At 57.2% G+C, this 19,539-nt stretch carries 18 protein-coding genes and 3 tRNA genes; 5 read left to right on the forward strand and 16 right to left on the reverse strand.

Going from position 1 to position 19,539, the window contains the following annotated elements; translation table 11 throughout:
* Positions 1-119 precede the first annotated feature (119 nt).
* The 8 genes from HYT31_00055 to ftsE all read right to left on the reverse strand — a co-directional run bounded on the left by HYT31_00055 (position 120) and on the right by ftsE (position 6,175).
* Positions 120-2,114, reverse strand: a complete 1,995-nt coding sequence (locus HYT31_00055) for a hypothetical protein (GenBank protein MBI2050183.1) — start codon at positions 2,112-2,114, stop codon at positions 120-122.
* 201 nt (positions 2,115-2,315) lie between these two features.
* Positions 2,316-3,008, reverse strand: coding sequence for a VIT1/CCC1 transporter family protein (locus HYT31_00060; GenBank protein ID MBI2050184.1), 693 nt, complete (start codon positions 3,006-3,008; stop codon positions 2,316-2,318).
* Between the two features lie 171 nt (positions 3,009-3,179).
* Positions 3,180-3,554 (reverse strand): response regulator, encoded by a 375-nt coding sequence (locus HYT31_00065; GenBank protein ID MBI2050185.1) that lies wholly within the window; start codon positions 3,552-3,554, stop codon positions 3,180-3,182.
* 178 nt (positions 3,555-3,732) lie between these two features.
* A tRNA-Gln gene (locus HYT31_00070) sits at positions 3,733-3,806 on the reverse strand.
* Positions 3,807-3,810: 4 nt separating this feature from the next.
* Positions 3,811-4,194 (reverse strand): PIN domain-containing protein, encoded by a 384-nt coding sequence (locus HYT31_00075; GenBank protein ID MBI2050186.1) that lies wholly within the window; start codon positions 4,192-4,194, stop codon positions 3,811-3,813.
* Positions 4,191-4,436 carry an AbrB/MazE/SpoVT family DNA-binding domain-containing protein gene (locus HYT31_00080; GenBank protein ID MBI2050187.1) on the reverse strand — a complete coding sequence of 82 codons (246 nt, stop codon included), beginning with the start codon at positions 4,434-4,436 and terminating at the stop codon, positions 4,191-4,193. The genes HYT31_00075 and HYT31_00080 overlap by 4 nt, the downstream gene beginning before the upstream one ends.
* Before the next feature lie 70 nt (positions 4,437-4,506).
* A complete protein-coding gene (locus HYT31_00085) occupies positions 4,507-5,427 on the reverse strand; it encodes an ABC transporter permease (GenBank protein ID MBI2050188.1) in 921 nt (306 codons plus the stop codon).
* Positions 5,428-5,494: 67 nt separating this feature from the next.
* Positions 5,495-6,175 (reverse strand): cell division ATP-binding protein FtsE, encoded by a 681-nt coding sequence (gene ftsE / locus HYT31_00090; GenBank protein MBI2050189.1) that lies wholly within the window; start codon positions 6,173-6,175, stop codon positions 5,495-5,497.
* Between the two features lie 92 nt (positions 6,176-6,267).
* Here ftsE and HYT31_00095 point away from each other — a divergent pair.
* Positions 6,268-6,343, forward strand: a tRNA-Thr gene (locus HYT31_00095).
* 1 nt (position 6,344) lies between these two features.
* Positions 6,345-6,418: transfer RNA gene (locus HYT31_00100), tRNA-Gly, on the forward strand.
* A gap of 6 nt (positions 6,419-6,424) precedes the next feature.
* On the opposite strand, the gene HYT31_00105 is transcribed toward HYT31_00100, so the two are convergent.
* The 5 genes from HYT31_00105 to lepA all read right to left on the reverse strand — a co-directional run bounded on the left by HYT31_00105 (position 6,425) and on the right by lepA (position 12,716).
* A complete protein-coding gene (locus HYT31_00105; protein ID MBI2050190.1) occupies positions 6,425-7,345 on the reverse strand; it encodes a peptidylprolyl isomerase in 921 nt (306 codons plus the stop codon).
* Positions 7,342-7,818: a septum formation initiator family protein gene (locus HYT31_00110; protein MBI2050191.1), complete on the reverse strand. Its 477-nt coding sequence runs from the start codon at positions 7,816-7,818 to the stop codon at positions 7,342-7,344. The genes HYT31_00105 and HYT31_00110 overlap by 4 nt, the downstream gene beginning before the upstream one ends.
* Before the next feature lies 1 nt (position 7,819).
* A complete protein-coding gene (locus HYT31_00115) occupies positions 7,820-10,033 on the reverse strand; it encodes a hypothetical protein (protein MBI2050192.1) in 2,214 nt (737 codons plus the stop codon).
* Between the two features lie 134 nt (positions 10,034-10,167).
* Complete coding sequence (locus tag HYT31_00120; GenBank protein ID MBI2050193.1) at positions 10,168-10,854, reverse strand: PH domain-containing protein; 687 nt, start codon at positions 10,852-10,854, stop codon at positions 10,168-10,170.
* Positions 10,855-10,949: 95 nt separating this feature from the next.
* Positions 10,950-12,716 (reverse strand): elongation factor 4, encoded by a 1,767-nt coding sequence (lepA, locus tag HYT31_00125; GenBank protein MBI2050194.1) that lies wholly within the window; start codon positions 12,714-12,716, stop codon positions 10,950-10,952.
* Between the two features lie 146 nt (positions 12,717-12,862).
* Between lepA and HYT31_00130 the strand changes: the two genes are divergently transcribed.
* From HYT31_00130 to HYT31_00140, 3 genes are all read left to right on the forward strand, one after another.
* The gene (locus HYT31_00130) at positions 12,863-13,123 is read left to right on the forward strand and encodes a hypothetical protein (protein ID MBI2050195.1); all 261 of its coding nucleotides are present in this window, start codon (positions 12,863-12,865) and stop codon (positions 13,121-13,123) included.
* A 149-nt stretch (positions 13,124-13,272) separates the two neighbouring features.
* A complete protein-coding gene (locus HYT31_00135; GenBank protein ID MBI2050196.1) occupies positions 13,273-13,527 on the forward strand; it encodes a type II toxin-antitoxin system HicB family antitoxin in 255 nt (84 codons plus the stop codon).
* A gap of 5 nt (positions 13,528-13,532) precedes the next feature.
* A complete protein-coding gene (locus HYT31_00140) occupies positions 13,533-13,760 on the forward strand; it encodes a type II toxin-antitoxin system HicA family toxin (GenBank protein ID MBI2050197.1) in 228 nt (75 codons plus the stop codon).
* A gap of 63 nt (positions 13,761-13,823) precedes the next feature.
* Here HYT31_00140 and murJ read toward each other — a convergent pair whose 3' ends face one another.
* The 3 genes from murJ to HYT31_00155 all read right to left on the reverse strand — a co-directional run bounded on the left by murJ (position 13,824) and on the right by HYT31_00155 (position 19,530).
* Complete coding sequence (gene murJ, locus HYT31_00145; protein ID MBI2050198.1) at positions 13,824-15,389, reverse strand: murein biosynthesis integral membrane protein MurJ; 1,566 nt, start codon at positions 15,387-15,389, stop codon at positions 13,824-13,826.
* 401 nt (positions 15,390-15,790) lie between these two features.
* Positions 15,791-16,306, reverse strand: coding sequence for a hypothetical protein (locus HYT31_00150; protein ID MBI2050199.1), 516 nt, complete (start codon positions 16,304-16,306; stop codon positions 15,791-15,793).
* Between the two features lie 389 nt (positions 16,307-16,695).
* Positions 16,696-19,530 (reverse strand): DUF4012 domain-containing protein, encoded by a 2,835-nt coding sequence (locus tag HYT31_00155; protein MBI2050200.1) that lies wholly within the window; start codon positions 19,528-19,530, stop codon positions 16,696-16,698.
* Positions 19,531-19,539: the final 9 nt, after the last annotated feature.

A 19,539-nucleotide genomic window follows, 5' to 3' on the forward strand; every position in this document is an offset into this window, starting at 1 on the left:
AGATACCACCGTACCTTTTTTGCAAAAAAATGTCAAGGAAAACAAAAAGAAGAGCCGGCCATCAAAAGCTGATAGCCGGCCTGTTAGTTTCCCCTTTCCTGGGGTTGAAGAACGTTTTGTTACGGGGAACCGAGCACCACGATGTTGCTCGCGGCGCTAATCTGCGCGTCCGGGCTTGTGCCATTGCTGGCCCTGACCCGTACGTTCCAGATTCCGCCGCCCGGGAATGTCCGGGACAATGTACTTACTGTCCCGAGCGTTTCCCATGCGCCGCTGCTGCGTTGGCCTTCCCATGTAACCGTAGGACCTGGAGTGCCGGACGCGCTCACCGAGAACTCAACCACGGTATTGACGGAGACGGCGCTGGTGATGGGGCTGCCGTTGACCGTGACGCTCACGTTGGAAAGCGCGGGCGCGACTGGCTGGGGCGCCGGCTCGGGCTCGGGTTCTGGCTCCGGAGGCGGGGGCGGCGGAGGGGGTGGGGGCGGTGGGGGCGCAACTTCCGCTGCGGCCTGGGTGAACTCAACAGAGCTCGTACCCGAACCCCCGAGGAGCGTCTCGCCGGTGAACTCAAGCCGCCACGCGATGGTGCGAGTGGCGGTGTTCGCCGGAGGCGTGAATTTGATATCCGCCCACCAGTGCGTGGGCCCAGAGGACTGATTCAGGCCCACATCAAACGAGGAATACTCCACCTCGTCCTTGTACGCAACCGCGCGCATGGTGCGCGACACATCCACGCTGGATGAGACATCCGTACGGATGTCCATGTCCCGCCCCGAAGCCGGCGCGCTGGTGTAGCGCGTCAGTTCGGCGCGGACGTTGGCCGCGCGCTCGGGCACGGTAAGGCTGTCGCGCAGCTCCGCGCGATTGCCTCGTGTGTCCACCGCATAGAGCAGCACGCCGTACCGGCCCGGTTCCAACGCGTTGTAGTCTGCATGGCCGGTGAACGCACTCCCATCGGCCAAGGCGCTGGAATCTTTGGCCCCGACCCGGAGGTTGTAGCTCACGGGCAAGGACTCTTCTTCCTCAATTGAGTACGTAACTACCGTACCCGTAACATTGAGCGAGACTGCCGGCGGGGTAGTGTCCGGCGGAGCCAGGACCGTAACGGTCTGTGTTGCCGCAAGATCCTCGTAGGAGAACCGCACGGTTACGCGGAACGTGCCGTCCGCGTTAGCAACGGTGTCCCTTGAACTTGGCACCGGCTCTACCGCCTGCACCAAGCTCGGGACACCGTCATACAGAACCGTCAGGAGGCCCCGTGCCACAGCGCTTTGGCCGTAGGCAACGGTCGTATCCTGCGGGCTTACGAACAGCGCCCGGGTGATGGTGCTGACCGCGCCTGCGGGAGTGACCACGATCTCGCGCGGCGGCTCCCCGGGAGCGGGGAATGAACCCTTGATGATGACGTCAAAGGGCTCAAATGCGGGCGGCTCCTCCAGGCTCTGCACGTGGAACCGGTATTCCGGCTCCATGGCTTGCAGAGCCTTTGCGCCGGGCTCGGGATCGTTGAGGCGCTCATGGAGAGCGTCCCACGCAAGCCGGAAAGACTCCTCATCCATGCGGCCCCTCGGCGCACCCTCGTACAAAACCGGGAATGCGATTGCCACAGGCTTGCCCGAAGCACGCGGACTTCTCCTGCCGAAGTTGTCCGCGAATACGAAGAAGTCCGTGAAGTCCACGATGCCATCGCCGTTGAAGTCAAAGACCGGATTGAACCGGCCTGACTCTTCCCTCAAGCCGAAGACATCCGCGAACAGGAAAAAGTCGTCAAAGCCCACGACGCCGTCGCCATCCCCGTCAGCCGTGATTTCCGGAGCGAAGAAAGCGAGGGTCGCATCCGCCTGCGCGGTGGCAGTGGCGAAGCGTGTTTCCACCAGCGTGGGAACTCCGCCAATCACCCGCGGCTCGCGCAGGTATCCATCCACCTTGACCCGTCCCGTAAGGGTCCGGCCCGTGATGTCGGATAAACGCAGGAGCGCGTTGTCCTGGGGCAGTGCAGCGAGTTTGTACACTGGCTCGCTTGCCGGACCCAGAACCGTATCGTCCTTGTCCGAACGGCCCGCGCATCCGAGAATCGCGGCCGCGAAAAGCAGTGCGACGATCTGTCGCATGGTATCCTCCTCGGTCTCTCAAGACCAGTGTGTACCGTGTGTGCAGGAATATTGTCAACGACCGGTTTTGCATGCCCATTTTGGGCGGGTTTCAGTACAGCCTAATTTTAGCCCAAAATAGGTATCATCATACAAGAAATACATACAAAAGTCAAGCGCCGATTCGGTGCTTGGCCCAAAATGGGGCATGTCCCCATTTTATTACGCCAAACCTTGCAGTAAATACCCTACCCCATAGGCTGAAACCGCGGCAATGGCGCCAACGCCGAGCATCTCAATGCCCGAAATAATCCAACTTTCCTTGGTGATCAGAGAGCGCGCGGCGCCCACCGCGAACAACGCAATGGCAGTCATCCCAATGGCTGTGTAAAACACATTCCCGAATTCAACGCCAAGCACGTACGGCAGGAGCGGCAGCAGTCCCGCAGCCACGAACGCAACAAACGTGGCAACGCTGTTTGATATGGGCTTTTCCTCTTCTCCGGGAATGATGCCGAGCTCCGCCACCATCATCTCATCAACCCATAGTTTTTTGTCGGCGGTGATGGTTGCAACAATACTCTCCAGTTCCTTGCCTTTGAATCCTTTGGCGCGGTAGATGTGCTCAATTTCTTTGCGCTCTTCATCCGGAATATTCACGGTTTCCCACTCCTCCATGCGGCGCTCCTTTGCCTGGAGCTGGTTTTCGCTCCGCGTGCCCAGAAAATTGCCCGTAGCCATGGCAACCCCGTCCGCGAGCAGATTCGCAAACCCGAGGATGAGCACGATTTTCGGCTCAAGGGATGCGCCCGCGACTCCGGCCACCACCGCGAACGTGGTCACAATTCCGTCATTCGCGCCGTACACCATGTTGCGCAGGTACGAGCCCCGGCCCGCGTGGTGGTATTGCTCCATGGCTTTGCCGTGATGGTGCGCGGCTTTGACTTCCGCGATCATTTGTTGTTTTTGGTTTTTGTCCATGCATTCAGTATACACCAAAATTTGAAATAAAAAAAATCGGGGCGGCACGCTACCTATGCGTACTCGCCCCCGGCGCCTGTGGCCTGAAAAAACCTCGCGTTCCGCTTATGCCCCGGAGGTGATCCGGACCAGCACCCGCCGCGCCGCATCAAGCAGTTCAGCGGGCCGCACGGGCTTGCAGAGGATCTCGGCGACTTCGGAATTCACAGCCGCGCGCTCCTCCGCACTCATCGCGCCGCTCAAAACGATGAACGGGCATGTTCGGACGTCAGCGCGGATGGCGTTAATGAGCGCCACCGCGGTCAGGTTTCCGAGGTGGAAGTCCGTGACCACGAGATCTACGGACCCGCGGCAACCGCGCCACCGCCTGAAGGCGTCGAGCACGCTGTCCGCGAACAGCACCCGGTATCCGTCGCGCCGGAAGATCTCTGCAACAAGATTCCGCACCGGCTCCTCGTCATCCACGACCAGGATGGTCATGGGCGTCCCCTCGCTCATCCAGTCATTCGTCCTTCCTGTCATCGCCGCATACCCTCCGTAACGGGTTTGGTGTGAAGACATCTTTTTGTAGAACTAAAGAGCAAAAATAGTATAACACACTTCCTTAAAAAACGCAAGTTTGCATCAAAAAAGAACCCAAAGGCTCCGCTCAAATCAATGGCTCGGGGGCAGGGATTTGAACCCCGATTCACGGCTTCAAAGGCCGCTGTCCTACCATTAGACGACCCCCGAATAATTATGAGGTTTTGTTTTTGAGTTTTTTGTCAAACGTCAAGAGCGGCATCCCGTGCAGCCGCGCGAGCGAAAGTAAAAAGCCGTCTACAAAGTGCATCCCTCTGCTGTACCATGGCCACATACCCATAAGGGCGCGGCGCTCGGGTACCCGCAACCAACGCTGGCTGACAAAGAGTTCTAATTTTTCCGCTACCTCACCCCGTTTCTTCTGGTAAAACGACTCAAGCACGAAGCTCGCTTCCGCCACCACGAGCGGGGTAACCATAATGCGCCGCGCTCCCTGCTGGGCTTGCCGGAACCACGCCGCTGCCTCTTTCTGTTGCGCGCGGTTATCACCGACTAAAAAACGAATCAATACATTAGTATCAAGCAGGCAGGTTTTCATGCGCGCCGCGGCCACTGCTTCACAAACGCGTCCCGGGCGGACCGAAGTTCTCTGTCGCTCAATGAGACCGGGGACTTGAGTGATCCTTCCAGAGACCAAAAATCATCCGTCGGCTGTACGACCATGCGGTTTCCCTGCTCTTGAATAAGCGCTTTGGCGGCTCCTTTGATGCCGAATCGCGCGCGCATTGACTTTGGAATGGTGAGCTGCCCCTGCCGCGTAATTGACACAATCTGGTTCATATTATTATTTCTAACAATAATGCAATAATTCTTTTCATTATCATATATCAAAAATAATAGAACGTCAAGTTTATACCCTCATATACCTCCGCAAGGCAAGGCTCGTCGCGAACACGGAAATGAGGATGATGCCAAGAAGCTCGCCCCCGAAAATGAGGGCTACGTTTTGGTTGAGGTACGAGAGCAAGGTGAAATCAACGGGCCCGAGCAGGCCCACCACGTAGGGGTCCGAGAACGTGGCCGCCGCGTACCCAAGCACGAACGTGATGCCGCTGCCCACCATGGCGTACAGGATGGCCTCGCCCACGAACGGCCCGCGGATGAACGAGTTGGAAGCTCCCACGAGCTTCATGATGCCAATCTCGTCGCGGTGCGTGTAAATGGCGATGCGGATGGTGTTCACGATCACGATGAGCGAAATGAGCCCGAAAAATAGAGTGACCCCCCAGCCGATGCGCTCAAGCTGGCCCGCAATCTGCTCCAGCTTCTCAATGACATAGCTGTTATCGTCAAAGCTTTGGTTGTCTATAAGTACTGCGAACTGCGGGGTCGCGTTCAGGATGTCTATGACCTTCTGGTAGTCCGACGTGTCAGCGGTATTCACGATTAAGGTGTCCCCGAGCGGATTGTTTGCAAGCTCTTTGAGCGACTCAAGGATGAGGGGGCTGTTCTTGTACTGCTCGCGCAGTTTGGCCAGGGCTTCGGACTTGGTGACATGCGCAACCCGCACGACATAGGGCGCATCCTCAAGCGTTTGCTGGACCACGGCAATCTGCTCTTCTGTGGCAGTCGGCTTAAAGTACACGGATACGTCCACTTTTGATTTGACCAGGCTGATGGCCTCATTCATGACCGCGTTTATGAACACGAGCGAGGTCACGCTGAAGAGCGTCAGCACGATGATGGTGATGGTTACCATGGAGAGCCAGATATTCCGGGCGAAATTCTGGAGCGAGAACTTGGTGATTCGGGAAAGGGAGAGAAAAAGCATGTTTGTTCGTCATTCCGAGCCTGCCGAGGAATCTAGCTAGACCCCTCGGCGTTACTCGGGGTGACGGTTATAATAGATACTTTCCGCGCTCCTTGTCGCTGATGACTACCCCGTCCTCCAAGGTGATGACGCGGCGGTGCAGGTCGTTGACGATTTCGCGGTTGTGGGTGACCAGGAGCACGGTGGTGCCGAAGTCGTTGATTTTCTTTAAAAGCTCAATGATGTCGCGGGAGTTGATGGAATCCAAATTTCCGGTGGGCTCGTCCGCAACCAGGATCTTGGGCCGGTGCGCCAGGGACCGCGCCACCACCACGCGCTGCTGCTCCCCGCCTGAAATCTGGTGCGGAAACCGGCTCATCTTGCCCTCAAGCCCCACGATGCGCAGGACCTGGGGAACAATTTCCTGTATCTTGCCCCACTCCTCGCCCCCCACTTCCAGGGCGAACGCCACGTTCTCAAACAGAGTCTTGCGCGGCAGGAGCTTGAAATCCTGGAACACCACGCCGATCTGCTTCCGCAGGATCGGGATTTCCCGCTGTTTGATGTCTGTGATGTCCCACCCCCCGATGACAATGCGGCCCTTACTCGGCCGCTCTTCGGCCAGAATGAGCTTGATGAGCGTGGTTTTGCCGGTTCCGCTCTGGCCCACAATGGACACGAACTCCCCGGGCTCAATCTTGAGGCTTATGTTTTTGAGGGCTGTCTGCTGGCCCGGGTATATTTTGCTTACGCTTTTGAATTCAACCATTGCGCGTGCCGCTAATTGACGAAATCCCTCCGACATATTACATTATAGCATATAATCCTAACATGACGAAGAGGCTGTGCGCGTCAAACTAGGCCACCTTAGCTCAGCTGGTAGAGCAATGCTTTCGTAAAGCAGAGGTCCCGGGTTCGATCCCCGGAGGTGGCTCCACGCGGGATTAGTACAATGGCAGTACGCTAGCTTCCCAAGCTAGAGAAGCGGGTCCGATTCCCGTATCCCGCTCCAACCCGCCTACCGCACGAGCCTGAAAATCGCGAGCTCGCGTTTTTGCTGTTCCACCCACTCGTCAAAATCAAAACCCCGCACCAGAATGTGGCGGGCCCGGGCTTTTTGCGCGACCCTGTTTTCGTCATACAACACATCTTCCAGCTTGATGATGTGCCAGCCATAGGATGACTTGACCGGATCGCTGACCTCGCCTATCTCCATGCCAAAAATCGCCTGCTCCAATGCGGGTTCCAAAGCTCCGCGGCCAAAGTACCCCAAATCGCCGCCCTGGTGCGCGGTGGCCGCGTCATAGCTCTCCTCGCGCGCGAGTTGCGCGAAGTCAGCGCCCTCTTCCCGCGCGAGAACCACCAAGGACAATGCTTGCTGTTCCAGCTCCTCATCACTCTTGCCGAACTCGGAGAGCAGGGCGGTTTTGACTTTCTGCTGAAGCAAGAACGGCCGCAGGACCCGCTCAATGAACTGATCGTCATTCCAGCCGTAGGCCTCCTGCACGAACGCGTGGATTTCCTCCTGGCTCTCGGGGCGCTCGCGGAGCCGCTCCCACTCCAGGTACACCTCCTGGTCCGCGACCGTAATGCGCTGCTTGCGCGCAAAGATGCGCACCACCTTTTCGGCAATCAGTTTATTCACGAGCCGCTCGCGGATTTCTTGCGGGTCCGGAATCCCGAGAAGCACGTTCTTGTTCTCGCGCTGGAAATCCCAGTACCGGTACAATGCCGCAAGATCGGAAAGGTACGTGTGCAGGGGAATGATTTCCCAATCAACAAGAATCGCGGGGTACGGAATCACGCGCGCAACAGCGTACGCGGCCCGGGACTGCCACTGGAACCGGTAAACGGCAATGCCGCTTATGAATACAAACGCTGCGAACGCCATTGCTCCGGCAATAACAAAGCGCCGCGCGTTGTTCTTTGCCTTTATCATTCTGTTTCAACAGAAAGCGCTTCCGGGCTAAAAAAATACTCCCACCAGAGCTTGAGGTTCGCATCCCCGAGCACCCTTCCCCGGGAGCCGTCCGGGCCGCTTGAGCCTGTCCCGAGGCCGTGAGTACCCGGCATAAACTTCGCCGAGGGATCCACGCCGGAATCAGGCGCATTCTGGGAATCAACATCAGGAATCACGACCAGCGACTCGCCGGGCTCGGTGAGATTCAGTTTTTCGCGCGCTTCCTCCCGGATGAACGAATCAGTCTGCACGTACTCTATGAGCTCGCCCAAACTATCCTTTTCGCGCTCAAGGGCGCTGATCTCCAGGGACAGGGCCGTGATGCGCGCTTCGGTTGCGCGCTTCTCCAGGACCGCGCGGCTCGCGTACACTCCGAATATGATGACCAACAGCACGAGGAGCGCGACAGCGGGCTTGGACAGTACAATTGCTTTGAATAGTCCGTTCGGCATACTAGGGGTCAACGCGGATCATGCGCTCCCAGGTCTGGCGGCCATTGAGGTACACGGTTTCTTTGGCATCCCGGAGCTCCATGGAAAACGCAAGCTTGTACGTCCCGGGTTTGATTGTGCGCGGGTCCAGCGTGAATTTGACGATTCCGGTTTCCCCGGGCAAGATTCTGCTCTTATTAAGCGGCACGCCGACCACGGCCTTGTCTATCCAGTCGTTCCTGTCGTAGAACGGGCTCGCGGCCCCATCCTCGCCGACCACCGACACCGCGGCCCGGCGCGAAACCCATGCCTGGTCAATGCTCGTGTTCTTAAGTTCCAGGGTGATGGAAATCGGCTTCCACTTCTTGCGCACGGCAATGGGAATGTTGTGCTTAATAATCTGCGCTGAAACTCCGGATATGATTGACACGCTCTTGCCCACGAGCCCGCCCGGCATTTCCACAATAGCCCCGGATGCGTCCGTGTACTCAAGGATGTACCACTCGCGGATCACGCCGCCTGCGAGCGGGGCGGCGACGGTGAAGCTGAATTCAGCGATTTGGTTCTGGCTCGCGGTTGACGCGAGTGGAATGCGGTTGGGAGCGATGAGGGATGATGCGGAACTGTTCTCATCAATCAATTTTACGTACACTTTCCCAGCCTCCCAGGTTGCAGTGCCGCGGTTGCGGAACGAAACGCGCACAGTGGCGCTTGAGCCGGCTATGAGCGTGTCCGGAACTCCGATGGTGTCGTAGAGAGAGAGGTGCGAGGGCGCGGACGCGGCGGGGGCGGTTGCAGAGCTTGCCTGGCCAACGCGTTCCGCGTATGCAATGTAATGCGCGGGGTCAGGGATGGTTGAGTCAATGTACTCAATAGGGTCCCCGACCGAGGTGAGCGCGAGGGTTTGGTCTGTGGCAATGGGCACGGATGCGAGCCTTGAGGCGCCATAGGTGCGCCGCACAATATCCTCGGACGCAATGCGCTTCTTTTTGCCGTTTGAAATGACATAATAGGCGTTATCCCGGGATTTGACCAGGCTTCCTTCGGCAAGCGGAAGCGGATCTCCGGGCGGGTAGCTTGAAAGCGTTGCCTGGGAAACGTATGCAGGAGTTGCGCGGTTGAAGTTCTCCTGCCATACGCTGTCGTCCAAAAGCTCCCGACGGATGCCGTGCTTGACGTAAAAAATTTCCGGGCCGTCGCTCTTGAGCAGAACTCCTTTGGGGTACACGGACTGCTCGGTGATGGGCTCGCCCTCTTCCAGGGCATCAAGTTCTGCTTTGGAAACCACTGCCGGGGTGACAGGTTCGGTATCCGCGAGATGGTACCCGAGCGATGCGAGCGCAGAAGAGCCCACCAACCGGTGCTTGAGCCCGTCCGAGAGTAAATACATTATTCCCCCGCCCTCGGCCGCCACCACCGCGTTGTTGGCAACAGCAATGGGCTCGCCAATTGCGTAGTACCCGAGCCGCTCGGGCGAGGCGTCAATGGCGTCATCCAGGGCGTGGTCAGCGAGATAAATGGATGGGGACGCAAACTTGCGGCGCTTATTGTTGTCAATTTTCCAATACTCGTTGGCGGCCGTGTCCCGCAACAGGGCGCCATCCGGGTAGATGCGCTCTGTAAAGTACTGGTTCCATACCCGCGAAAAGAAAAAGTTGCCGCCAATGCCGGCAAGCGACCCGTGGTAGGGCGTGTAAATGTAGAGGTTTGCGGTTGCCTGGTTTGCCGGGGTGACCTGGTACCCATCCTTGGTGGTGGTGGTTTTCCCGGCCGCATACTCAAAGTACGTGCGCTCCGCGTAAATGCGCTGGGTATCCGCTGCCGCGTCCAGCTGGTTGTAGATGCCTCGGTACTTTTCATTGCACCGGCTGTTGAAGCACGAGTACCCGGTTGCCCAGTCCAGTTGCTTTTCGGTAGCTGTTGGCTTCTCAATCAAACCCTGCTCTTGCTGGAGTTTTGCAAGCAAAAATTTCTGGCTGATGTTGTACTGCTTTCCGATTTCGTACACCATCTCCGAAACTAATTTAGGCACGCCGAATACGTCCGCGGCAACGCCCTTTAAGGCGCTGTTTTTCTGCTCCAAGAATTGCTGGATTGCGGTCCGGGAAAGCGCGTTGCCATTAAATAGTTCCGCATCAGTCAGGATGTCGTTTCCATCATAAAACCGGGCTTTTGCCGGATTCGGCGCCCCTAAAAAAAGCGCAATTATCATGATGGACAATACAATATGCTTCATGCATTAAATGAGACGTGTTTTTTACAATTAGCGTTACAGTATTATAGCACAAAACGCGGCTTTGAGGAAAGTAAAAAAAGGTGTCAGGTACCTTTTTTGTTTTTTTTCTTAAAAAAGGTACCTGACACCTTTTTTTACCCCCCGAAGAACTGCTCAATGGCGCGGGCTTTTTCCTCGCTCTCGGCCTCGCGCACCTCGTCAATGAGCTTTTGTTCGTCTTCTTTGTCCCCGGCCTGGATGCGCTTCCAGCGCTCTTCGCCCGCAAGCGATCGGATCTCGCCGATGACGCGGTGCAAATCCTGCTCCGAGAACTGGCGCGGCGCAAGCGTTACCATAAACTCCTGCTGGGTCTTTAAGATGAGCTTCTGGATGGCGGCGGGATCTTTAATCTGCCCGAGCTCCACCTTCTCAAAGCTGCCCGGGGTGAGGTACAGGGTGCCCACGTTGATCAGGTTCTGCAGGATGCCCTTGCGCCGATAGGTGACATCATATATCTTGTCCAAGTCAATCTGGGACACCATGCGGTCCAGAATGCCGTTCTGGCGGATGATGACCACGCGCTTGCTGGTGATGCCGATGATGCCGTAGTACCACCTCCGCCAGGTGCGGTAGAGCCAGAATGTCCCGGAGAGGAATAGGAGCCCCAGGAGCACGCTCCCAAGCGTGCCCCAGGTAAGGAATAAATACAGGAAAAAAAACGGCGAAAGAAAGAGGAGGAATCCGCCGATACACTGCCAAAAGTACACGAGCCAAAACTCGTGGTACACGCCGCGCACGTCCTCGTCGTCATCCAGGTTCTTGATGACTTTCCTAATATCCATATCCGCGGTACAAGAACGGAAGGATGACGAACGAGAACCCCACGATGAGCGTGATGATGGTCCAGATGATTTTGATGATGGTTTTGCGCTTCATATTATCGCTTTAATACCTCCAAAAACGCTTTGGCCGGAATCTCAACTTTCCCGAATGAGGTCATGCGCTTTTTGCCTTTTTTCTGCTTTTCCAAAAGCTTGCGCTTGCGCGTAACATCCCCGCCGTACAAGCCTTTGGTGACATCCTTGCGCAGGGCGCTGATGCGCTCCGCGGCAATGATCTTGGCGCCGATGGCTGCCTGGAGCTTTATCACGAACTGCTGTTTAGGAATCAGATCTTTGAGTTTTGCGACCATGCGCTTGCCGGTCTCGTAGGCATCATCCCTGCTCACCAAAATACTGAACGCTTCCACCACCTCTTCGGCAACCCAGATATCAAGCCGCACGATGTCCGCTTTGCGGTAATCTTTGAGCTCGTAGTTTAAGGACGCGTACCCGCTGGATGCGCTCTTTAGTGTATCATAAAAATCCGTGATTAAACCAGCGAGCGGAATCTCAAAATGCAAGACCACGCGCGTCTCATCTAAATACTCGGTGTTACCGAACAAGCCGTGCCGCTCCTGTACCAAGGACATCAATCCGCCCACGTACGCTTTGGGAGCCACGATTTCGGCTTTGACCCAAGGCTCCCGGATTTCCACTATTTTTGACGGGTCCGGAAGTTCCTGCGGAGAGTGGATGGTAACCGCGCCGTTGCTTGCGAGCTTGACTTCGTAGGCCACCGAGGGGGTGGTGATGACCAGGCGCAGCCCATGCTCGCGCTTTAAGCGCTCCGCAAGAATTTCCATGTGCAGCATGCCCAAGAACCCGCACCGATACCCGAACCCAAGAGCCTTGGACTGCTCCTGCTCAAACTGCAAAGCCGCGTCCTGGAGGCTGATTTCCTCCATGCCGTCCCGCAGTTTGGGGTACTCGTCCCCGGATTCCGGAAAAATGCCGGCAAACACCATGGGCTTTACCTCTTTGTACCCAGGGAGGGCGCTTGCCTTGTCTTTTGCGAGCGTGACCGTGTCCCCGACCCGCGCGTGCCCCACCTCCTTGAAGCCCGTGACAATGTACCCGATTTCGCCGGCAATGAGTTCAGGCTTGGGGTTGAATTTGGGCTTGAACGTGCCCACCTCCAGGGCGTGCGTGTCCCGCTTGGAACTAATGAGATGAATGACATCCCCTTTTTTGATGGCGCCGTTTACGATGCGCACGTACGCAACCACCCCGCGGTAGTCATCGTACAGTGAATCAAAAATCAGGGCTTGAGTTTTGTCGCTTTTTGTTTCAGGAGCCGGAACGCGCTTGATGACTTCATCTAAAAGCTCTTTTACGCCCTGGCCGGTTTTGCCGCTTGCGAGCAGAATTTCGTCTGCTTTGACTCCCAGGAGTTTGACCAGCTCCTGCGTAACTTTCTCTACATCAGCTGCGGGCAAATCAATTTTGTTGATGACCGGAATGATGGCAAGATTCTGGTCAATGGCAAGGTAGAGGTTTGCGAGGGTCTGCGCTTCCACGCCTTGGGACGCGTCAACGAGCAAGATCGCTCCCTCAACGGCCTGCAAAGACCGCGACACTTCATAACTGAAGTCAACGTGCCCCGGCGTATCAATCAAATTCAAAATATATCCCTCGTACTCCATGCGCACGGGCTGGAGCTTGATGGTGATGCCGCGCTCCCGCTCCAGCTCCATCTGATCCAGCATCTGGTCTTTCATGTCCCGCTTGGACACGGTGTGCGTCAGCTCCAAAAACCTATCCGCGAGCGTGGATTTGCCGTGGTCAATGTGGGCGATGATGCAAAAATTCCGTATGTCCTGCATGGTTTGAAGTATAATGGAAAGCCCGGGTTTGGGCAACAAAAACACCTTGACACACGCATCACGGCGGAGTAACGTGGTATCTGTTCGCAACGCACCTTTAGTTTCCGCACATTCACCACACCCCCCCTGCCAAAAAGGAGGAAGTGATGGAACAGTTGTTAACGCCTTTGGCCAGGATTCGCCTGGCTTGTGCCCTGGGACTTCGCTCGGCGGCCCTGGACTACCTGCCTGCTGAACTGGGGTTCTTGGACACCAACGAAGGAGCCGCTGTCTCTGACGTGTACGCGCTCCGGCAAGCGAGCAAACACGGCCTTGACCTCTCCACGCTCACGTGGCCCGTGCCCAACGAGGACAGCTTCGTGGCTGCGTGCCGCCACAGCGCGGCCATAGAGGCTGCCTCGGCGTAAGCCGGAGAGCGCTCATCCAGGGCGCAATCGCACCCCAACCCAGAGCCCTGCCCCTCCTCGCAGGACGGGCACGGTCTTTTTTATCCACACCGCACTTGCACCCGGTGCCTGCGCTTGACATCAAATAATCATGGAATTACAATAAAAATATGGAAACAGGAGCGCAAAAAAATTATTCCTATTCGGTTTTTTACGAAGCCGCTCCAGAAGGCGGCTATGTTGCGTTTGTCCCCTCTTTGCCGGGTTGCCACACCCAGGGAGAAACCCTGGAAGAAGCGGAAGCCAATATTAAAGAAGCCATTGAAGCCTATTTGGAAAGCATGGCAGGCTCGGGCGCGCCGCTTCCTGCAGAAACGAAATCATTCCAGGGAGTCGTAAACGTTCCGTTCTCGGTCCGCGCCTAAATACTATGCCGTACCTGCCCTCGCTTTCCGCCAGGGACGTGGTCCGAGCGCTCAAACAAGCGGGATTCGTGGAAGATCGCCAAAAAGGGAGCCACCTTGTTTTGGTTCATCCGCAGTCAAAGGCGCGCACCGTGGTACCCTTGCATGCGGGAAGATCCATCAAAAAATCGCTCCTACATGCCATCATCGCAGACGCGGGGCTGACCCCTGAAACATTCAAAAACCTGCTCTAGCCAAAAACCGCCGCCAAGGCGGATTTTTGATAGTGTGGATGCTTCTTTATGGAACAGAATTCATCACACCCGCATCTCCTCCAGTTTCACCAGCTTCCCTAAGCCCACATACACAAGCAGGCCAACGCTGCCCGCAACAGAGGCCTGTACCATCAACCCTAAGCCGGTATGCGTATCAACGTAGGGCGCCGCGATGACGAGCGTACTATACAGCGCCCAGCCCGCAATGACCGAAGCGAGCGTGATTTTCATAGTTGATGAAAACACGCGGCTATCATCCAGGTCCCCGAGCCGCTTGCGCAGCAAGAGCCAGAGCGCGAGCATGTTCAAAACGCTCGCAATGGAAAACCCGAGCCCGAGCCCGGCAACGCCCATGGCCGCAGACAGCGTGATGGAGAGGTAGATGTTGAGGCCAAGCGAGAGCACGCTCACGATGACCGGGGTCTTGGTGTCCTGCAAAGCGTAGAACACGCGCGCAATGAGCGGAATCAGGCTCTGCGCAAATAACGAAATAGCGAAAAACGACAATGTGCGCGCCGTAAGAATGGTGGCATCCCAATCAAACTCGCCTGCGCCGAGCACCAGCCGGACAATGTGCGCGCGCAAAAGGATGATGAAGATGGATGACGGAATGGCGATGGACAGGATGCGGCGCATTGCTTTGGAAAATGACTGGATGAGGTGGGGCACGTCTTTTTTGACCCATGCCTCGCTGAACAGGGGAAAATACACGAGCGCCACCGGAATCGCGAAAATGCCGATAGGCACGTTCTGGAGGTTGTTTGCCGCGTTGAAAATGGCAACTGACCCGATTGCCAATGTTGAGCCGATGATGGTGGACACCACCTGGTTGATCTGGCTGATGGCGAGGCCAAAGGTGCGCGGCAGCATGAGCAGCCCGATTTTCCACACGCCCCGCATGCGCCAATTGATTTTAAATGAGTATTTGAAGCCGAGGCTTGATAAGGACGGGAACTGCACGAGGAAGTGCAGGAACGCGCCCAAAACCACGCCCCAGGCAAGCCCCTCAATGCCGAACATGGGCACCAGAACCGTAATGCCGAGGATTATGCCGATGTTGTACATTACGGGCGCGACCGCGAACGCGGTAAACCGCTTGAACGCATTTAAGATGCTTGAGGCGATGTTGGAGAGCCCCAAAAACAGGATGCCGATGAGCATGATGCGCGTGAGCTCCGCGGTTGCGATGCGTTTCTGGAGATCAAACCCGGGCGCAATGATGCTGATGAGCTCCGGGGCAAAGTAAAACGCCAAAAGCCCGAGCCCCACCATGGCGATGAGGATGATGTTGAGCACGGAATTCGCGATTTTCCAGGCGTCTTGCTTGTTCTTGTGCCAGTACTCCAAGAACACCGGAATGAATGCGGCCGACAATGCGCCCAAGACCAGGGTGTTAAAAATGAGGTCCGGCAGGCGGAATGCCGCATAGTACGTATCAAGCGTGTCCCCGGCTCCGAAGGTTGAGAACAAGAGCCTATCCCGCACCAGCCCGAGGCCCCGCGAGAACAAGGAAAAGAAGGCAATGATGATAGCCCCGCCGGTTGCGGTGGTGGTGAGCTTGTTTTTGAATGATTTTACGGTCATTGCGAGCGGCCTTTCTTGTGTCATTGCGAGGGAGTAGCGGCGTGGACGCTCCTTGGCGGCCGCGACGCTTTCCTCTCAAGCGTCCACGCCCCCAAAGAGGGTCGAGGCCGCCCTTTTATGCCTTATTCTACCATATTTTTTGAGCAAAAAAAAGAAGGCGCAGCGTCTATCTCCCGAACTTCTGTGGGATAACAGACTGCATGCGCCTTGGCGATTTATAGCGCGGAGCCATCCGCGGTGCGATATTTTTTAGGTACTTCGCATGTACTGCCTCCTTTCGGATTCCTTATCCGCGCCATGGCCGACGCTTTTTGGGCCATGGCTGCGGACACACTTTGCGTGTCAGGCTCAAGGCCCCTGCCGGATGTTCCGGCGCGGCTCTAAGCCTGGGGTCGCGCGTCGCCGGAGCGGCGAGGCGCGGTGGGTCAGGCGGCTACGATGTGCAAGTGGGGACGGCCGTTCTTGCCCCCCTTGACCACCTTCTGACGGGGCCCGAAGGTGTTCGCGGCGAACGCCTTTGCCGCAACGAGCTTGCGCTCGTGCTCCGCGGCTGCGAGGCGCTTCTCCTCGGCCTTGGCCGCGCGATCCTCGTCCCGGAGGGACTCGTTGCGCCGCCGAGAGCCAAGCTCGTCGATCTGCCGGGTGGTGAGCTTGAGATCCGGCACGCACCCAGCCTCCTTCAGGAGAGCGAGGTGCTCATCGCATAGGAAGCCGCCAGCCTCCTCGATGTCGAGGAGCCCCGCCTGGTGCAGAGGCTTCGCGAGCCTCGGCAGACGGTGGAGCACCACGTTCGACGCCAGGTGCACCGGGATGGCGCACCCGCACGGCGGCGTCGACAGGTCGTCCGGATTCTCGCGGAACCCGCAGTGCACATGCGTGATCTCGGTCCTTTCGGGACCGGCCATAATCTCCCGCACGTACTCCTTCTGTTCCTTTGCCATCTCGTGCATCTCCTGCGTGAGAAAGTGAACCGCATGCAAGGCAACAGGATGTTGCCAAGACTAAACTGGAGGTCAGGGTGGGGATGGGTTTATATAATTGGCCCTCCCATATAAACCCTGGGGCTAGATGGCAAATCCACACTGCCTTACGGCACTATGGTCCTAAAAGGCGCCATCAGCACATCCCTCCAGACTAGTCCTGGCAAGAAGTAAATGAACGGTTTTTGATTACAAGGGGGTATTATAGCACAAATCAAAAAACCTGTCAAGGGTCTTTGGCAGGGTGCTTTTTTAGGCTAAAAATGGGCTAAAACCACCCCCTAGCCCCCTCCTTGGCAAGGAGGGGGAAGTAGATAGGCAAACCCGCTCCTGAATACAGGAGCGGGAATCTAATCATCAAATGAGACTGCAAAACCGGTATCTGATGACAAGTCGCCCTCAAACACGGTTAATCCCGGGCCGAGCACAGACACTTCCCCGTCACCCGCTGCCTTGCTCCATGAAACTGACCAATTGGAGGGGTAGCGCAGCGCCATTGAATACGGAATCGGCCGAGCGCCGGCTTGTTTCTGCATGATCAGGGAGTAGCCGGTTCTGGTGTTCGGATTCAGCAAATCATACGGCTTAATTTTGAACGGCAGTTTGTATTTGATTTTCGCCACAACCACAGCGCCAGGAGCAACCTGCAGCCAGTTGCCGAACACGGTCTTGCCGAACTCGCGGGTGATGCGCGTGCCGCTCGCCTCATCAATGATCACCTTGCCTTCAATGCGAGCAAGCTCTTCATCGTCCTGGTAATATACCTGCGGAGTTTCAAATAAATTTGATGCCGGCGCTTTGGTTCCGGTAAATGAAACAAGCTCGCTGCCATCGGGGGCGTACACGCGCACATAGTCCACGTTGTTTACGCCGGTGAACGCATCACCAAGGTCCCCGCGGTGCTCGCGGATGATGGTGAGTTCTGTTGTGGCCCTGCCTTCATCATCAATCACCACTTCCTGGCTCCAGGATTCACTGATCACCCCGTCGGTCTTGCCGCCGCCGATGTTCGCGTGGACCACGGAGAGGTAATCCGTGCTCGCGGATGCAATGCCCGGCTGCCAGCCCCGGGCTCTGAACGACTCGTTTGCCTCCTGGTCCGCAAAGTAGAGCAGAATGTTCTTTTGGCTGATTTCAGACCTGATGAGCCCGAGGAGTTCAAGCGCGCGTTCCCCGCTTGAGGCGAGCACGGATTCCAGGACGCGCGGCAATAATTCCCCGATGTACGCCTTTGGCTTGTTCTCTTCTTTATCATACTCAAGCTCAACCGCAGTTTGGATTTCGGAAATCACGTTTTCGCTGGTAAGCGTTACCCCCTGCTCCGGGAATGCCACGGGCCCGGTGATTGCCAAGAGCTTTTCCAGGGTGGTTGCCTGCACCGCAATCACCCCGTCCACCGTGGAGTAGCCGGCGTGCTCCAAAAACCAGACGACCTTTGCGGCGCTCGTTGGCCAGTCCGGGTACCAGTTCGCATCCTGCAGTTCCCAGCGGGCATTGATGAGGGAGAGCGGCTTTGGGGCTTTGACATGCTCCGAGAGATAGCCTTGGAAATCGTATGCCCCGCCGCCCGGAACCTCTATGTTCACAACCTGCCCGCCGGAAATATCCACGAACGCGAGGCTGCCGATGAACCCGCCCGCCGGGCGCAGCTCATTGTTGTTCTGGAAGAGCACGGCATAGCGCTTGAGCTCGCGTTCCCCGAGGAGCGTGGAGACTGTGCCCGTAAGCTGGAGCGTATCCTGGATCGCCGCATTCACGCGGGGCAGTGCCTCGGATGCAGCTGAAAATTTTTCGCGGTACTCTTCGGGCACGGCATTTGGGCTGACTGCCGAGAGGTGCGCTTCTGCGCTTGCCAAATGCGGCAGAGCGGCCTGGAGCGCTGAACTCAAGCTTGCGAGTGTTTCGGTCGGGCGTTCTCCCGCGCCCAAAGCGCGCGCTGCTTCCTCCAGGTACTGCCCGGCCTGGGCAAGCTCATCTCCGGCGCCGATCGCGTGCACGCCATCCTGGCCGGCCGGCAAAACTTCCACGAGCGCGCGCAAGGGTGCATTGAGGGAATCCAGGCTCTGCCGCGCCTGCTCAAAATTCGTCCTTGCCGCGGCAAGGTCCAGAAGGGCGATATTCTGGTAGCCTTCCTTGGTGGCTCCGAGGACCGATCCGCGCAGAAAGCTTATTTTTTCTGGAGCAGTCTCTAAAAACTTAACCGGCAACATCACGAACATGCCGATGAGGGCAAACGCCGCGAGCTTGCGGTAGAGGTGTTGCGGCGGGCGCGCGAACACGGAAAAATAATTGATAACTGCCTCTGCCGCGGCTTTGCCCGAACCCGCCGCAAGCAAGCCGAGAGCGCTGACCGCGCGGTAGACTCCGGCAACGCCGAGCGTCACGAGCTTGATGGGCACCACGAGCACTGCTTTGGCCACTGCGATGAGCGTAAAAAACGCCTGCTGGATTGCCCACGACACGAATCGGGCCGCTGCCCGGACCACGCTCTTGCTGCCCTTGTTTCCCGCCTCTATGAGGGAGAGGAGCACGGTACACGCAAGCAAAAATCCGAGCGGAATGGAAAGTACGAATTCAAACAGCCAGCGTATGGTTGCGAAAAAGGCGCGTATCACCCCGGCGCTCGTGCGGTCCATTATTTCCGAAAATGCGACAGGTTTTTGCTTTGCCCTGTGCTTTGATTTGCTTTTCCTCCCCAAGAGGTCAACCGTAACCCGGCCTGCGGCGTTTTTGTACGTTTCCGCGGCCTGGCTGCGCAAGCGCGCAACCTCCTTCTGCCACCGGGGATTGTCCGGAAGCACGCGGCTTGCGCTGCTTTTGCGGGCGGCCTGCTTGGGCGCGGCTTGTGCCCCTTTCTCCCACTCCCCGAGCAGGCGCACCACGTGCGGGGAGCGCGTGTTTTCGCCGTGGCGCACAGCCAGGACGTACGAGGGCGCGGCAGGCTTCTCTCTGCTTGGGGCCTTTAGGGCGCTCTCTTGTGCGGGCGCGGGCGCTTCCGTGGGCATGGTGCTCCTCGGTGCGCGTCGGTGTTCGTACCCGCGCTTGGTTACCAGAGCCTCGTAATCGTCGTGGTGGATCACCTTTTTGGTGATTGAAAAATCAAGATTGTCCTTGGCCTCCCGGGCAATTTTCCGTGATGACAGCGATTTTGATTTTAGCGGAGTTTTGTTTTCTTTTTTGGGCATGTGCGGTGA

The organism is Parcubacteria group bacterium (assembly GCA_016181765.1).
Lineage (GTDB): Bacteria > Patescibacteriota > Patescibacteriia > UBA2169 > UBA2169 > CG10-46-32.

Bases quoted from the DNA above. Each gene is read 5' to 3' on its own strand.
- HYT31_00055 (MBI2050183.1), bottom strand. From the start codon at position 2,114: ATGCGACAGATCGTCGCACTGCTTTTCGCGGCCGCGATTCTCGGATGC.
- HYT31_00060 (MBI2050184.1), bottom strand. From the start codon at position 3,008: ATGGAGCAATACCACCACGCGGGCCGGGGCTCGTACCTGCGCAACATG.
- HYT31_00065 (MBI2050185.1), bottom strand. From the start codon at position 3,554: ATGACCATCCTGGTCGTGGATGACGAGGAGCCGGTGCGGAATCTTGTT.
- HYT31_00075 (MBI2050186.1), bottom strand. From the start codon at position 4,194: ATGAAAACCTGCCTGCTTGATACTAATGTATTGATTCGTTTTTTAGTC.
- HYT31_00080 (MBI2050187.1), bottom strand. From the start codon at position 4,436: ATGAACCAGATTGTGTCAATTACGCGGCAGGGGCAGCTCACCATTCCA.
- HYT31_00085 (MBI2050188.1), bottom strand. From the start codon at position 5,427: ATGCTTTTTCTCTCCCTTTCCCGAATCACCAAGTTCTCGCTCCAGAAT.
- ftsE (MBI2050189.1), bottom strand. From the start codon at position 6,175: ATGGTTGAATTCAAAAGCGTAAGCAAAATATACCCGGGCCAGCAGACA.
- HYT31_00105 (MBI2050190.1), bottom strand. From the start codon at position 7,345: ATGATAAAGGCAAAGAACAACGCGCGGCGCTTTGTTATTGCCGGAGCA.
- HYT31_00110 (MBI2050191.1), bottom strand. From the start codon at position 7,818: ATGCCGAACGGACTATTCAAAGCAATTGTACTGTCCAAGCCCGCTGTC.
- HYT31_00115 (MBI2050192.1), bottom strand. From the start codon at position 10,033: ATGAAGCATATTGTATTGTCCATCATGATAATTGCGCTTTTTTTAGGG.
- HYT31_00120 (MBI2050193.1), bottom strand. From the start codon at position 10,854: ATGGATATTAGGAAAGTCATCAAGAACCTGGATGACGACGAGGACGTG.
- lepA (MBI2050194.1), bottom strand. From the start codon at position 12,716: ATGCAGGACATACGGAATTTTTGCATCATCGCCCACATTGACCACGGC.
- HYT31_00130 (MBI2050195.1), top strand. From the start codon at position 12,863: ATGGAACAGTTGTTAACGCCTTTGGCCAGGATTCGCCTGGCTTGTGCC.
- HYT31_00135 (MBI2050196.1), top strand. From the start codon at position 13,273: ATGGAAACAGGAGCGCAAAAAAATTATTCCTATTCGGTTTTTTACGAA.
- HYT31_00140 (MBI2050197.1), top strand. From the start codon at position 13,533: ATGCCGTACCTGCCCTCGCTTTCCGCCAGGGACGTGGTCCGAGCGCTC.
- murJ (MBI2050198.1), bottom strand. From the start codon at position 15,389: ATGACACAAGAAAGGCCGCTCGCAATGACCGTAAAATCATTCAAAAAC.
- HYT31_00150 (MBI2050199.1), bottom strand. From the start codon at position 16,306: ATGGCAAAGGAACAGAAGGAGTACGTGCGGGAGATTATGGCCGGTCCC.
- HYT31_00155 (MBI2050200.1), bottom strand. From the start codon at position 19,530: ATGCCCAAAAAAGAAAACAAAACTCCGCTAAAATCAAAATCGCTGTCA.